This window comes from Promicromonospora citrea (assembly GCF_013004695.1).
GTDB classification, from domain to species: domain Bacteria; phylum Actinomycetota; class Actinomycetes; order Actinomycetales; family Cellulomonadaceae; genus Promicromonospora; species Promicromonospora citrea.
In genome coordinates, this window is sequence record NZ_JABEMG010000001.1 from 108271 (window position 1) to 122897 (window position 14627).

Annotated in this window: 12 protein-coding genes; 8 read left to right on the forward strand and 4 right to left on the reverse strand. The window is 75.8% G+C overall.

The window, feature by feature from the left end; all coding sequences use genetic code 11:
• Positions 1-49: 49 nt before the first annotated feature.
• A complete protein-coding gene (locus HLB15_RS00530; RefSeq protein ID WP_171102600.1) occupies positions 50-1321 on the forward strand; it encodes an SMI1/KNR4 family protein in 1272 nt (423 codons plus the stop codon).
• 130 nt (positions 1322-1451) lie between these two features.
• On the opposite strand, the gene HLB15_RS00535 is transcribed toward HLB15_RS00530, so the two are convergent.
• From HLB15_RS00535 to HLB15_RS00550, 4 genes are all read right to left on the reverse strand, one after another.
• Positions 1452-2990: an MDR family MFS transporter gene (locus tag HLB15_RS00535; RefSeq protein ID WP_171102602.1), complete on the reverse strand. Its 1539-nt coding sequence runs from the start codon at positions 2988-2990 to the stop codon at positions 1452-1454.
• 167 nt (positions 2991-3157) lie between these two features.
• Entirely contained in the window at positions 3158-4450 is a 1293-nt protein-coding gene (locus HLB15_RS24660; RefSeq protein WP_171102604.1) for a M23 family metallopeptidase, read from the reverse strand.
• Entirely contained in the window at positions 4447-5085 is a 639-nt protein-coding gene (locus HLB15_RS00545) for a hypothetical protein (protein WP_171102606.1), read from the reverse strand. Before HLB15_RS00545 ends, HLB15_RS24660 begins: the two co-directional genes overlap by 4 nt.
• On the reverse strand, positions 5082-5285 hold the full coding sequence (locus HLB15_RS00550) for a hypothetical protein (protein WP_171102608.1): 204 nt from the start codon (positions 5283-5285) through the stop codon (positions 5082-5084). Before HLB15_RS00550 ends, HLB15_RS00545 begins: the two co-directional genes overlap by 4 nt.
• A gap of 149 nt (positions 5286-5434) precedes the next feature.
• Here HLB15_RS00550 and thiS point away from each other — a divergent pair, with 149 nt between their 5' ends.
• From thiS to HLB15_RS00585, 7 genes are all read left to right on the forward strand, one after another.
• Positions 5435-5668: a sulfur carrier protein ThiS gene (gene thiS / locus HLB15_RS00555; RefSeq protein ID WP_171102610.1), complete on the forward strand. Its 234-nt coding sequence runs from the start codon at positions 5435-5437 to the stop codon at positions 5666-5668.
• 76 nt (positions 5669-5744) lie between these two features.
• Entirely contained in the window at positions 5745-6518 is a 774-nt protein-coding gene (locus tag HLB15_RS00560) for a thiazole synthase (RefSeq protein ID WP_229785519.1), read from the forward strand.
• Entirely contained in the window at positions 6515-7708 is a 1194-nt protein-coding gene (locus tag HLB15_RS00565) for a ThiF family adenylyltransferase (RefSeq protein WP_171102612.1), read from the forward strand. Before HLB15_RS00560 ends, HLB15_RS00565 begins: the two co-directional genes overlap by 4 nt.
• Before the next feature lie 119 nt (positions 7709-7827).
• Entirely contained in the window at positions 7828-9393 is a 1566-nt protein-coding gene (locus tag HLB15_RS00570) for a pyridoxal phosphate-dependent decarboxylase family protein (protein ID WP_171102614.1), read from the forward strand.
• A complete protein-coding gene (locus HLB15_RS00575) occupies positions 9393-10703 on the forward strand; it encodes a lysine N(6)-hydroxylase/L-ornithine N(5)-oxygenase family protein (RefSeq protein WP_171102616.1) in 1311 nt (436 codons plus the stop codon). Before HLB15_RS00570 ends, HLB15_RS00575 begins: the two co-directional genes overlap by 1 nt.
• Positions 10700-13099: a GNAT family N-acetyltransferase gene (locus HLB15_RS00580; RefSeq protein ID WP_171102618.1), complete on the forward strand. Its 2400-nt coding sequence runs from the start codon at positions 10700-10702 to the stop codon at positions 13097-13099. Before HLB15_RS00575 ends, HLB15_RS00580 begins: the two co-directional genes overlap by 4 nt.
• 17 nt (positions 13100-13116) lie before the next feature.
• Positions 13117-14627, forward strand: a 1511-nt coding sequence (locus tag HLB15_RS00585; RefSeq protein ID WP_171102620.1) for a penicillin acylase family protein, incomplete at its 3' end; no start/stop codon positions are given.

The window sequence follows — 14627 nt, forward strand, 5'->3', positions numbered from 1 at the left end:
CGGAACGTCGGGCGGGCCCGCCTAGGCTGAAGGCGGCATCATGTGCGCCATGACCGTCACCGCGTGGAAGACCTGGGCCCCGTTCGTCGACGCGCTGCGCCGGTCCGCCCCGCCGGGCACGCGGACGCACGCGTTCGTCGGCACCGTGGGCAAGGGCGCCTGGCAGGGGACCTACACCGACGACGGCGACGCCGCCGCCCGGCGCGAGCACCACCGCGCGCTCGCGCTCGAGGCCGCGCGCACGGGCGGGCCCGGACCGCGGGCCGGTCTCGAGGACGCGCTCCGGGCCGTCGCGGCACAGCTGCCCGACAGCGAGCAGCTCGTCCACGTGACCGCGACCGCGGACGGCGCGGACGACGCCGTCGAGCTGATCACCCTCCCGCCCGCTGTCGTCCCCGGGCCGGGGCTGCCCGTCCTCGAGATCGTCCTGGAGCCCGGAGCGCTCCCTGCTCCGCACCGGGCGACGCTCGCCCCGCGACCCGACGCCACGCCCGCTCCGTCGGCCGACCCGGAGGCGGTCGCGCGCGTGGTGCGCGAGCACCTGCCGGAGGCTGGGGGCGCGACGCCCGACGAGGTCGAGGCCGCGCGAGCCCAGCTCCCCGGTGGAGCCCAGCTGCCCCACGAGGTGCGCGCGCTGTACTCCGTCGCCGCCTCGGGCGCCCTGCGGCTCGGTGACGACGACCGCTTCGGTGGATTCGAGATCGTCCCCCTGAGCGGCAGCTTCCTGCGCGAGGCGTTCCTGCCCGCCCGACGCTTCGGCACCTGGTCGGCGGACGCGGAGACCCGGGCACCCCAGGACCCCGAGGGCCGGGTGCAGCCCGCGGTCGGCTCGCCGCTGTGGTTCCCCGTGGGCACCGACGGCGCGGGCAACGTCTGGGCGGTGGACCTGGCGCCCGGGCCTGCCGGGCACCTCGGGCAGGTCGTGTTCCTGGACCACGAGGAGCACGCCGGGGCGCGGTTCCGCGCCGAGAGCCTCGCGGCCCTCCTGGTCGACCGGGTCCCCGCCCCGGCGCGGACGGCCGACGCCCCGCCCGCCGACGCCCCGGGCGACGTCCCGCCGCAGCAGCCGGAGTTCCTCGCACTCGACCCCGCTGCCTGGACCGAGCGCCTCGACGCGGGCACCGTCCCCGACACCCTGAAGGCCGCGGGGCTCGTCCCGGACCGGGAGCACCCGCCGGCGCTCGCGGACGTCCTGCCCGTGGCCGACCGCCTGCTCGAGCTGCGCGGTCTGCCGACGATCGAGGTCACCCGGCTGACGCCGGCCGCCGGCGGGCGGCGGGGCGAGGCCACGGGCCTGCTGGCGCGCCTCTTCGGGAGGTAGCGACCGGGGTGGGAACGAGAACGGTCCCCTGTCACGAGACCGGTCCGACGACCGGACGATCTCGTGACAGGGGACCGAGGACCCGTGGCCGCACCGCGCGGCCGACCGGGATCAGCGCTCGGCGCCCACCTCAGTGGCCGCCGTGGAACTCGCCGTCCGTCTCGGGGCGGCGGATCAGCGTGGCCAGGCCGATGGTCACGGCCATGACACCCGCACCGACCGCGAAGGCGAGCCCCGCACCCGTGGTCATCGCGTCGGCGGCCGAGGCGCCGTCGTCGACCAGGCTCTCCGAGCGGAGCGTCATGATCGCGATGAACAGTGCGGTGCCCGCGGCACCGGCGACCTGCTGCACCGTGTTGATCGTGGCGGAGCCGTGCGAGTACTGGTGCGGCCGGAGCACGCCGAGCGCCGAGCTGAACAGCGGCGTGAACACCGCGGAGAGCCCGAGGCTCAGCAGGATGTGCGCGCCCAGCACGTAGAGCACCGACGTGCCGGGGTGCAGGAACGCGAGCATCCCGATGCCGACGGTCACGAGCGCCGTGCCGGGCACGAGGAGCGGGCGCGGCCCGACCCGGTCGTACCAGCGGCCCACGACGGGGCCCAGGAGGCCCATCGCGAGCCCGCCCGGCAGCACCGTGAGGCCGGACTGCAGCGGCGTGAGACCCATGGCGTCCTGCAGCACGAGCGGCAGGACGATCAGGGTGCCGAACATGGCGAGCATCGAGACGGTCATGATCGCGATCGCGACGCGGAAGTTGCGCTCGAGGAACGTGCGCAGGTCGAGCAGCGCCGAGTCGGTGCGCTGGCGCACGAGCTGCCGCCACACGAACAGGCCGAGGAACACGACGCCCGCGGTCAGCGGCAGCGCCGGGTTCAGCGTGCCCGCCGCGGCGTGCGCACCCTCGCCCAGGCCCGAGAGGCCCCAGACGAGACCGCCGAAGGCGACCACGGTGAGCACCAGCGACAGCGGGTCGAGGTGCTGGGAGTCCTTCTCCGAGACGTCCCGGATCCACAGGACGCCCGCCACCAGAGCGAGCACCGAGATCGGCAGCACGACGCCGAACACCCCGCGCCAGCCGAGCGGCTCCAGCACCGCGCCCGACAGCGTCGGGCCCAGGGCGGGCGCCGCGGCGATGACGAGGCCGACGTTGCCCATGACCCGTCCCCGCATGTGCGGCGGCACGATCGTCATGATCGTCGTCATGAGCAGCGGCATCATGATCGCGGTGCCGGTGGCCTGGACGACGCGGCCCGTGACGAGGACGCCGAAGCCCGGAGCGATCATCGCGAGCGCCGTGCCCGCGGTGAACAGCGACATGGCCAGGAGGTAGGCACCGCGCGTGCCGAGCCGGTTGATGAGGTAGCCGGTCGCCGGGATGACGACCGCCATCGTGAGCATGAACGCCGTGGTCAGCCACTGCCCGGTCGTCGGGGTCACGCCCAGCTCGTCCATGATCGGCGGCAGTGCCACCGACATGGTGGTCTCGTTGAGGATGACCGTGAACGCGCTCGCCATGAGGAGGGCGATGGCGCGGAAGGCTCCGGCGGGCAGCCTGGTGGGAGGCTCGTCGGGGACGGCCACGGCCGCAGCCACGGGCACGCTGCCGGCAGCCGGGGCGGTCGGTGGTTCGATCGGGTGGTCGGACGTGTCGATGGTGTCGGTGCTCATGGGGTGGATGCCCTCTCGGTATGGTGCGCGCGGGCCGAGATCGAGAGCGTCCTTGCACGCGACCTACGTCACTACGACGTCGGATCATCGTCCGTTATTCCCGGTGACGATCGCGACCTGTTTTCTTGGACGCCCGCGGCGGGCAGAAGTCATCGGTGCGCGCGGGGTCAGCGCCCCGCGGCGTCCGCGGGTCCGGCAGGCTCCGTCGCGTCCTGCGGCGCCACCGACTCGGTGACCGGCGCGGCCACGCCGAGCGTCACGCCCTGCTGGGCCATGAACGGCTCGGGGTCGACGGCCTGGCCGTTCATCCGCACCTCGTAGTGCAGGTGGCAGCCCGACGACGTGCCGGCGCCCGCCGGGTCGATGCGCGAGTCGCCGCCCATGGACGCGATCTGCTGCCCTGCGCGCACCACGTCGCCCACCCGGACGAGGTTGGTCCCCGTGAGCAGGTGCCCGTAGGTCGAGTCGAGGCCCGAGCCGTGCTCGACGCGGATCGTGTTGCCGGTGCCCCAGCCTGTGGCGCCCGAGATGACGACGCGGCCCGCCGCCGCGGCGAACACCGGCGTGCCGCACGACGCGGCGATGTCCTGCCCGAGGTGGTACGTCGAGGCTCCGGCGATGCCGGTGTTCCGCGGTCCGTAGCCCGACGCCTTGGTGCCGACGGCCGGGTTCGCCCAGCCGCCCGCGCCGACGGCGGCCTGGCTGATCGACCCGGACAGGCAGGGTGCGCCCGCGGCGGCGCCCTGCACGGACCGGGAGAGCGCCTCCAGGTCCTGCTCGTCGGCCCCGCTCACGAGCTGCATCACGCGCAGCGCCTGGTCCCAGTACTTCTGGTAGTGGTACGGGTCGGCGTTGCGCTGCGCCTTGTGCGCCGCGATGGTCGGCTCGAGCGTCTCCCAGCCCGTCACGGCGAGCAGCCGGTCGTAGAACCGGCCCGACGACTGGACGGGGTCGAGCCGCTCCTCGACCGTGCCGTACCACTTCTGCTCCTGGAACATGCCGATCGACGAGGTCAGCGTGCCGTCCGGGTTGCGTACGCCGAACCGGTCGTCGCCGTAGGCGAGGTTGCGCAGGCCGGACTCGCCCAGCGCGGTCATCACGGCGATCGCCTGTGCGCGGCCCGGGACCCCGCGCTCCTGGCCGACCTGCAGGATGACCGAGGCGTTCTGCAGCTGCTCGGCGGTGAACCCGCCGGCGGCGGCCGCCTGGCCGCCCGCGGGCACGACCGACGCGGACAGGCTGCAGCCGCCCTGCGACTGGCTCTCGCTCACGGCCCCGCCGACGAGCACCACCATGGCGACGAGGGCGGCGGGCACCGCGAGGACGGCGGCGGCGAGCACGGCGAGGACGAGGACCGCGCGGCGGGTGCCGTCGTCGCGCCGCCCGGGGCGCCGACCGCGGGAACGGACCGCGGTCCGGGTCGCGCGCGTCGCGAGGCCGACCGCGTCCCGCCCGCTCACGACCCCTCCGGCGGCCTGATCTGCTCGGCCAGCCAGGGCGCCGCGCCGTCGGCCCGGGTGAGCAGCACGGTGTACGGGCCGATGTCCGTGGGCACGGACACCTCGGCGAGCAGCGTGGAGGTCTCGTCCGTGACCTCGGGGTCCCCCGTCACCTCCGTGACGGGCACGAGGCGGGGGTCGACGTCCTGGTAGACGGGTCGGGCCTGCGGCGTGAGCAGGGGCTCGAGTGCGTCCCACCAGGCGGCCGCCGACCGGTCGGTCGCGGCGAACGCCGTCATGGTCGCGAGGGCGGCGTCGCGTGCGGCCGCGCGGACGGTGTCGTCCCACGTCGCCGGGACGGGCTCGCTCGGCGCGGTCTCGTCGAACTCCGGCTCGGCCGTGACCTCGACGGCGGGGTCGCCGGCGGCCGGCTGTCCGTCCACAGGCTCGTCCACAGGTCCGGTGACCGGTGCACCGGCCTCGGGCGGGTCGTCCGACGTCCCCTCCGGGTTGCGGAAGTCGTCCTGGCCGCCCGGGGCGGCCACCCCGGCGTCCTGCGCGGTCGGGTCCACCGGTCCGCCCTCGCGCGGCCAGCCGATCCAGGTCCCGATCGCGAGCACGACGACCGTGATCACCACGACGACTGCACGTCTCATGAGCGGCCGAGCCCCCGCATCTCCCGGCGACCCGGGTTGTGCACGATCGCCGACGGCTGCGGCCCGGCCTGTGCCGCACCGGACTGCCGGGCCGAGCTCAGCGACGCCGCGAGACGTGCGGCGCTCTGCGACCGCTCACCGCGCCGGCCCAGGCCGCGCACGGCGTCGAGCACCTGCCGGGCCTGACCCGTGCGGCGCACCGCCGCGAGCGCCCGCGACGCGCCGACGGTCGCCGCTGCCGAGGCGGCCGCGCGCCACGCGGACCCGCTGCGCTACCTCACGTCCGCTCACCCCGCCGACCAGACGGTCGGAGCCGGCCCAGGAGGCACCGCATGACAGGAGGCACCGCATGACGACCCCCACCACCACGGCGCTCGTGAACGGCGAGCCGTACCCGCTCGACGAACCCCTGCCCGTCGCCAACCTCGTCGCGCGTCTGCTGCCGGCGCACGTCGTCGACGGCGCGCCCCAGGGGGTCGCCGTCGCCCTCGACGACGCCGTGGTCCCGCGCGGCGCCTGGTCCACGACGACCGTGCGCCCGGGTGACCGTGTCGAGGTCGTCACCGCGGTGCAGGGAGGCTGACGTGACCGGGACCGCGTCCGAGATTGCCGACACCCCCCTCACCGTCGCGGGCACGCCCCTGGGCTCCCGCCTCGTCATGGGGACAGGGGGAGCGGCCAGCCTGCTGGCCCTGGAGGACGCGCTGGTGGCGTCCGGCACCGAGCTGACCACGGTGGCCATGCGCCGGGTGTCCCGCCCGGCGCCGGGCGGGACGGGCGGGGACACCGGCGTGTGGGGCCTGCTCGCGCGCCTCGGCATCCGCGCGCTGCCGAACACGGCGGGCTGCTTCTCGGCGCGCGAGGCCGTGCTCACCGCGCGCCTGGCGCGCGAGGCGTGCGCGACCGACTGGGTCAAGCTCGAGGTGATCGCCGACGACGTGACCCTCCTGCCCGACCCGGTGGGCCTGCTGGAGGCCGCACGCGAGCTCGTCGACGACGGCTTCACCGTGCTGCCCTACACGAACGACGACCCGATCCTCGCGCGCCGGCTGGAGGACGTCGGGTGCGCGGCTGTCATGCCGCTGGGCTCGCCGATCGGCTCGGGCCTCGGCATCGCCAACCCGCGCAACATCGAGGCGATCGCCGCGGCGGCCGCCGTCCCGGTGATCCTCGACGCGGGCATCGGCACGGCGTCGGACGCCGCCCTGGCCATGGAGCTGGGCTGCGACGGCGTGCTGCTGGCCACCGCCGTCACGCGTGCCGCCGACCCGGTGCGCATGGCCCGCGCGATGCGCCGCGCCGTCGAGGCGGGGTACGACGCCGCCCGGGCGGGCCGCCCGCCGCGCCGCGAGCACGCCCTGGCGTCGTCCTCGCCGGACGGCCGGGTCCGGCTCGGCGACGAGCGGGGCGACAACCTGGACCTCGCGCTGTGACCGCCCGGGAGCGCACCCTGCCGCCGCTGGTCGAGCCCGGCCCCGACCTCAGCCGTGAGGAGGCCGCCCGGTACGCCCGGCACCTGGCCCTGCCGGGCGTGGGCCCCGAGGGGCAGCGCCGGCTCGCGGCCGCGCGCGTCCTCGTCGTGGGTGCGGGCGGCCTGGGCAGCCCGGCGCTGCTCTACCTGGCCGCCGCCGGCGTCGGCACGCTCGGCGTGGTGGACGACGACGTCGTCGAGGAGTCCAACCTGCAGCGCCAGGTGGTGCACGGTGTCGCGGACGTGGGGCGGCCCAAGACGACGTCGGCCCGTGAGGCGGTCGCGGCGGTGAACCCGCACGTGCGCGTCGTGGAGCACTCCGAGCGGCTCACCCCGGACAACGCGCTGGAGGTGCTGTCCGGGTACGACCTGGTGCTCGACGGCACCGACGCCTTCGCCACGCGGTACCTGGTCTCCGACGCCGCCGAGGTGCTGGGCCTGCCGTGCGTGTGGGGCGGCATCTACCGGTTCACGGGCCAGGTGTCGACGTTCTGGGGGGCGGCGCCGGGCGGACAGGGCGTGACCTACCGTGACGTGTTCCCCGTGCCGCCCCCGCCGGGCGCGGCACCCGACTGCGCGACCGGGGGCGTGCTCGGCGCGATGTGCGGCACGGTCGGCTCCGTGCTGGCGACCGAGGCGATCAAGCTGGTCACGGGCGCCGGACGGACGCTGCTCGGCCGGCTGGCGGTGTACGACGCGCTCGCCCTCACGTGGCGCCAGCTCACCGTGCGGCGCGACCCGGACCGCGAGCCGGTGACCGCGCTCCTGCGCGCGACCGACGGCCGCGACCCCTACGCCGTGTTCTGCGGGACCGCACCGGCCGCCCGCGCCGCGGACAGCGTCACGCCGGCCGAGCTGGCCGCGGCTCGCGCCGACGGCGCCGACCCCCTCGTCCTGGACGTCCGGGAGGAGTGGGAGGCCGTGATCTCCCCGGTGCCGGGCGCCCGCCTGGTCCCGTCGGGCCGGTTCGGCGGTCCGGCCGCGGACGCGGCCGTGCTGGACGTCGCCGCGTGGGCGGCGGGCCGCCCGGTGCACGTGCTGTGCCAGGCGGGCGTGCGCTCGGCCCGCGTGGCGGGGGTGCTGCGGGAGGCGGGCATCCGGGCCCTGTCGGTGGAGGGCGGGGTGGTGGCGCTCGGCCTCCTTCCGGAGTGACGCGCGCCACGTCCCGGGTCCGGCGGACGGCTTGACGCGCGCCCGGGAGGCATTAGGTTAGGCCAGGCAAACCTAAGTTGCCCCTCGGGGCGGCTCCCCCTCTCCGAGGAGACTTCCGCATGCCCTCACGCCTGCCCGCAGCGTCGAACGTGACCGCACCCGCCTCGTCCGCCGTGCGGTCGCACGACACGACCGCGCTGCTGCGCGGGGCTACCGCGAGCCTGTACGCCGAGACCGTGCGGGAGGTCGCCGAGGACGTCGCGACCCGGTTGCGGACCGTCACCCAGCCGTTCTCCGGCGCCGCCCGCGCCGAGCTGCAGGCCCTCGTGGACGCCGTCGACCTCGACGGCCCGGCCGCGGGGACCCGCGAGGCCCTCCGGGAGACCGCCGACCTGTACGCCACGCACGCCGTCTGGTTCCACGAGCCCGCCTACACGGCGCACCTCAACTGCCCCGTCGCGCTGCCCGCGGTCGGCGCCGAGACGATGCTCGCCGCGATCAACACCTCCGTGGACACCTACGACCAGTCCACCGTCGCCACCCTCATGGAGCGCCGCCTGGTCGAGTGGACCGCCGGCCGCATCGGCTTCGGCCCCGACGCCGACGGCGTCTTCACCTCCGGCGGCACCCAGTCCAACTTCCAGGCCCTGTTCCTCGCCCGCGAGAGGTCCCGCCGCGCCGGGGTGCCGCTGACCGCCATGCGCATCCTCACGACGCAGTCGAGCCACTTCAGCATCGCCAAGTCGGCGCTGCTGCTCGGCCTCGAGGACGACGCCGTCGTCGCCGTCGGCACCGACGCCGACGGGCGGCTCAGCCCCGACGCCCTGGGCCGCGCGCTGGTCGACGTCGCGCGCACGGGCGACGTCGTCGTCGCCGTCGTGGCCACGGCGGGCACCACCGACCGCGGCTGTGTCGACCCGCTCGGCCCCGTCGCCGACCTGTGCGACGCGGTCGGCGCCTGGCTGCACGTCGACGCCGCCTACGGCTGCGGCCTGCTCGTCAGCCCCACGCGCCGCCACCTGCTGGCCGGTATCGAGCGCGCCCGCAGCGTCACCGTGGACTTCCACAAGTCGTTCTTCCAGCCCGTCTCCTCCAGCGCCCTCGTGGTGCGCGAGCGGGCCGACCTCGCGCCCGTCGCCTGGCACGCCGACTACCTCAACCCCCAGGGCGAGCCCCACGCCGACCCCAACCAGGTCGACAAGTCCCTGCAGACCACGCGCCGCTTCGACGCCCTCAAGCTCTGGGTCACCCTGCGCGCGCTCGGCCCCGACGGCGTCGGCGCCATGGTCGACGCCGTGTGCGACCTCGCGGCGGCCGTCCACGCCGACCTGGCGACCGACCCCGACCTCCGCGTCGTCGGCACGACCGACCTGTCCACCGTCCTGTTCCGCTACGAGCCCGACGGCCTCGACCCCGCGCGGGCCGACGCGCTCGTGCCCCAGGTGCGCCGCGTCCTGTTCGACTCCGGCCGCGCCCTCGTCGCCAAGACCGTGGTCGACGGCCGCCCCTGCCTCAAGCTCACGCTGCTCAACCCCGACGCCACGCTCGCCGACGTGCGGGGCGTGCTCGAGCTCGTCCGCTCCGCGGCGCACGGCCTGCTCGCGGGGGAGGCGCTCACCGACACCGGCGAGCCGCCGTGCCGGACGGTGCACCCGCGCCTGGCCCGCGCCGAGGGGGAGAGCTGATGAACCAGCAGCACGTCCATGACCTCGTCGGCATCGGGCTCGGCCCCTTCGGCCTCGGCCTGGCCGCGCTGGCCGAGCCGCTGCCCGACGTCGACGCCGTGTTCCTCGACCAGCGCGACGGCTTCTCCTGGCACCCGGGCATGCTCATCGAGGGCACCACGCTCCAGGTGCCGTTCCTCGCCGACCTCGTGACGATGGCCGACCCGACGTCGCCCTACTCGTTCCTGGCCTGGCTCAAGGCGACCGGGCGCCTGTACCCGTTCTACATCCGTGAGTCGTTCTACCCGCTGCGCGCCGAGTACGACGAGTACTGCCGCTGGGTCGCCGCGCAGCTGCCCACGCTGCGGTGGGGGCGGCGGGTCACGAGCGTCGTGCGCGTCGCCGCCGGGGACGGGTACCTGTTCGAGGTGACGGCCGAGACCAGCGCCGGCGTCGAGAAATACTGTGCCAAGCACGTCGTGCTGGCCACCGGCACCCAGCCGCGGCTGCCCGCCGTCCTGGAGCACCTCGACGGCGCCGGGCCCGTGGTGCACACCGGCGACTACCTGCCGCACCGCGCGGCGCTCGCGGCGTCGGGCGCGGTGACGGTGGTCGGCAGCGGGCAGTCGGCGGCCGAGGTGTACCGCGACCTGCTCGACGCGTGCGGCACCGGCCCGGGGGAGCTGCGCCTGGACTGGGTGACGCGCTCGCCGCGGTTCTTCCCGATGGAGTACACGAAGCTGACGCTCGAGATGACGTCGCCCGAGTACACCGACCACTACACGGCCCTGCCCGGCGCGCTGCGCGACCGGCTCGGGCGCGAGCAGCGCGCCCTCTACAAGGGCATCAGCGGCGACCTGGTCGACGACATCTACGACACCCTCTACCGCCGCTCGGCCCTCGGCCGGGAGCTGCCGACGACGCTGCTCACCGACACGGAGGTCGTCGCCGCCCGCCACGACGCCGGCACGGACGAGTACGTGCTCACCCTCCGGCACGGGCAGCTCGGCACGACGGCGGAGCACCGCACGCGCGCCGTCGTCGCCGCGACGGGCTACGCCGCGCAGCTCCCGGCGTTCCTGGCCCCCGGCCTCGTCACCCTCGACGAGCGCGGCCGGTACGCGGTCGCCCGCGACTACACCGTCGACGACGACCGCCGCGTGCACGTGCTGAACGGCGAGGAGCACACCCACGGCGTGACCGCCCCCGACCTGGGCTTCGGGGCGTGGCGCGCGTCCGTCGTCCTCGCGAACGTCACCGGCCGCGAGCCGTACGCCGTCGAGCGCCGCATCGCGTTCCAGCAGTTCGGGCTGCCGGGAGGCGCCCGATGACCGCCGTCGCCTTCACCACCACGACCCGCCTCGGCCAGATCACGTTCGAGCCCGTCGACCCGCAGCGCGACGCCGCGCTCGTCCAGGGCTGGCTGGCCCACCCCTCGGCGGCGTACTGGCAGATGGGGCACCTGGACGTCGCCCAGGTGCGCGACTACCTCGCGGGCGTCCAGGCGGCACCGCACGAGGACGCGTGGCTCGGCCGCCTCGACGGCGAGCCCGTCCTCCTCACCGAGACCTACGACCCCGCGCGCGTGCTGCTCGTCGGCGTGCACGACGCCGAGCCCGGCGACCTCGGCATGCACCTGCTGGTCGCGCCCCCGGTCACGCCGCGGCACGGCCTCACCGACGCCGTCATGACGGCCGTCATGCGGTTCTGCCTCACCGACCCGGGGGCCGGCGGGCGCGGCGCCGCCCGCGTCGTCGTCGAACCCGACGTCGGCAACCGGCGCATCGCCGCCAAGAACGCCGCGGCCGGCTTCCGCGTGCTGCGCGAGGTCGACCTCGGCCGCGGCGCGCACGCCAAGCGCGCCGCCCTCAGCGTCGCGACCCGCGCCGACTTCGCCGCGTCCCCGCTCGGCGACGGCCCGCCCGGCGCCACCCACCTCGTGCCCGCGCACACGGAGCACGCCCACCGGCACCTCGTCGCCAAGACGGTCGCCGAGCTCACCCACGAGCGGCTCCTCTCACCGGTCGCCGACGGGCCGTCGGCACAGGGCGCCTACCGCCTCGACCTCGGCACCGTCACCTACCGGTTCACCGCCCGCCGGTACGCGCTCGAGCACTGGGTGATCGACCCCGCCTCGGTGCGCCGCACCGCCGCGGCCGGGCCGCTCGGGGAGACCGAGCTGCCCGTCGACGCGCTCGAGCTGGTCGCCGAGCTGCAGCCCCTGCTGCAGATCCCGGACGCGCTGCTGGCCACCTACCTCGAGGAGCTCTCCTCGACCCTGGCCTCCGCCGCCGCCAAGCACGAGCGCGAGCTCGACGGCACCACCCCCTCGGTGCGCGGTCTGCTCGACCGGCTCCGCACGGCCGACGGGCCGCACGACGTCGCCGCGGCGTTCCAGCAGGTCGAGGCCGCCATGTCCGAGGGCCACCCCGGCTTTGTCGCCAACAACGGCCGCATCGGCTTCTCCCTGAGCGACTACCGCGCCTACGCGCCCGAGCGCGGGCAGCGCCTGCGCCTGCTCTGGCTCGCCGCCCGCCGCGAGCACACCCACCTGGCGCTCGCGGCCGGCGACACCGAGGACGGCCACTACGCCGGCGAGCTCACCGCCGCCGAGCGCACCGCCTTCGCCGAACGCCTGACCGCGGCGGGCCACGACCCCGCCGACTACCTCTACCTGCCCGTGCACCCGTGGCAGTGGGAGCACCGCGTCGCGATCACCTTCGCCGCCGACGTCGCCCGCGGTGACCTGGTCCCCGTCGGCCCCGGCAGCGACGAGTACCAGCCGCAGCAGTCGATCCGCACCCTGTTCAACCGCACGCGGCCCGACCGGCACTACGTCAAGGTCGCGCTCGCCATCCAGAACATGGGCTTCCTGCGCGGCCTGTCGCCCGCCTACATGCGTGCCACGCCCGCCATCAACGACTGGGTCGCCGACCTGGTCGCCCGCGACGACACCCTGCGCCGCACCGGCTTCACCGTGCTGCGCGAGATCGCGTCGGTCGGCTACACCGGCGACGTCTACCACCGCACGCCCCGGCCGAACGCGCACCGCAAGATGCTCGCCGCCCTGTGGCGCGAGTCGCCGCTGCCGCACCTGCGGCCCGGCGAACGCGTCGTGACGATGGCGAGCCTCCTGCACCGCGACGCGGGCGGCACCGCGTTCGCCTCCGCGCTCGTGCGCGCGTCCGGCCTGCCGCCCGAGCAGTGGCTGCGCGCCTACCTCGACGCCTACCTCTACCCCCTCGTGCACTGCCTGCTCACCTACGAGCTCGCGTTCATGCCGCACGGCGAGAACCTCATCCTCGTGCTGCGCGACGGCGTCGTGGTGCGCGCCCTCATGAAGGACATCGGCGAGGAGGTCGCCGTGCTCGGCCACGCCCCGCTGCCGCCCGCGGTCGAGCGCGTCCGCGCCGTCGTGGACGACGACGAGAAGGCGCTCGCGATCTTCACCGACGTGTTCGACGGCGTGCTGCGGCACCTGTCCGGGATCCTCGCCGGCGACGGCGTGCTCGCCGAGGACCGGTTCTGGGCCCTGGTGGCCGAGACGATCGACCGGCACGCGGCCGAGCACCCGGGCTCACCGGTCGACCTGCGCGCCGACCGGTTCGCGCACTCGTGCCTCAACCGCCTCCAGCTGCGCAACACGCTGCAGATGGTGGACCTGACCAACCAGTCGGAGTCGCTGATCTACGCGGGCGAGCTCGACAACCCGGCCCGCAGGAGATGATGTCGACGATGAGCGGCATGAGCTTCGACCTGTTCCGTGACCACCTGGGCATCCCGCACGTGCGGGCCGCCTCCGAGCCCGAGCTGGCCTACGGCCAGGGCTGGGTGACCGCCCAGGACCGGGGCCTGCAGATCGAGGCGGACCGGTTGCGCGCCGAGGGCCGGTACGCCGAGCTCGCCGGTGACGCGGGGCTGCCCTGGGACCGGTTCGCGGAGCGCGAGCTCCTCGCCGAGACGGCGCGCGCCGTCCACGACGCCGCGGCGCCCGCCGAGCAGGAATGGCTCGCCGCGTACGCCGACGGCGTCACCGCGGGGCTGCGCGACGGCGGCAGGGACGTGCCCGAGCTGGCCGGCGTGCCCGCCCGGCCCTGGGAGCCGTGGACGCCGGTCGGCGTGTTCCTCGCCGTGCACGTGCTGTTCAACGGGTTCCCCGGCGTGCTGTGGCGCGCCCACGTGGCCCGGCACCTGCACGTGCCGGGCGTCCCGCTCGAGCGCGTGCTGCACCTCTTCGACGCCGAGGCGGGCTCGGGCTCCAACGCCTGGGCCGTCCACGGCGCGCACACCGCCTCGGGCAGCCCCCTCGTGGCCGGCGACCCGCACCGCACCCTCGAGCTGCCCGGCCCGTACCAGCAGGTGCGGCTCGTGTGCACCGACCCGGCCGAGCCGTACGACGTCGCCGGGTTCGCCTTCCCCGGCGTGCCCGGCGTGCCGCACTTCGCGCACGCCGTCTCGCCGCGGGGCTCGGTCGCGTGGGGCATCACCAACGCCGGCGCGCACCACGTCGAGGTCGTGGCCGACCCCGCCGACACCGCGGACCCGGCCGCGTGGCGCCTGAGCTGGCCCGCCCGCGACCTGTCCGACGTCGGCGTGGCCGCCTGGCGCACCCTGCTGCACGCGCGCACGGCCCGCGACGTGGCCGACGCCTTCGCGCTCTGGGTCGACCCGGTCAACCGCGTGCTCACCGCCGACGACACCGGCGAGGTGCTCAGCCTGACCGCCGGGCGGGTGCCCGCCGCCGCCGACCGCGCGCTGCCCGCCGCCGAGCCTGCCGACGGCTACCTCGAGCTGCCCGCGCCCGCCGTGGTCGCCCAGGTCGCCGTCGACGCCAACGAACGGCCCGTCACGCAGGCACCCGCGGCCCGCGACGGACGCCCCGGCACCGGCCCGCGCGACCTGCGCCCGGGACGCGAGGCCCACGACCTCGGCTGGTGGTACCCGCCGTACCGCGCCGAGCGCATCCGGCAGCTCCTGGCCGCCGCCGACGAGCCCGAGTCGCCGGACACCCAGGCCCGGATCCACGGGGACACCCGCGACCTCGGCGCCGCCGGCCTCGTCGCCCACCTCGCCCACGACCTGTCGCCCGCGGCCGAGCGCCTGCGCGCCTGGGTCGCGGCGGGCGCCCACGTCGAGGCCGACAGCACCGACGCCGCCCTGTACCTGCGGTGGCGGCACGCCCTGGCCCACCGCCTCGCGCGGCACCCCGCGCTCGCGCCCCTGCACGCCCCGCACCGCCAGGACCCGGCGACCGC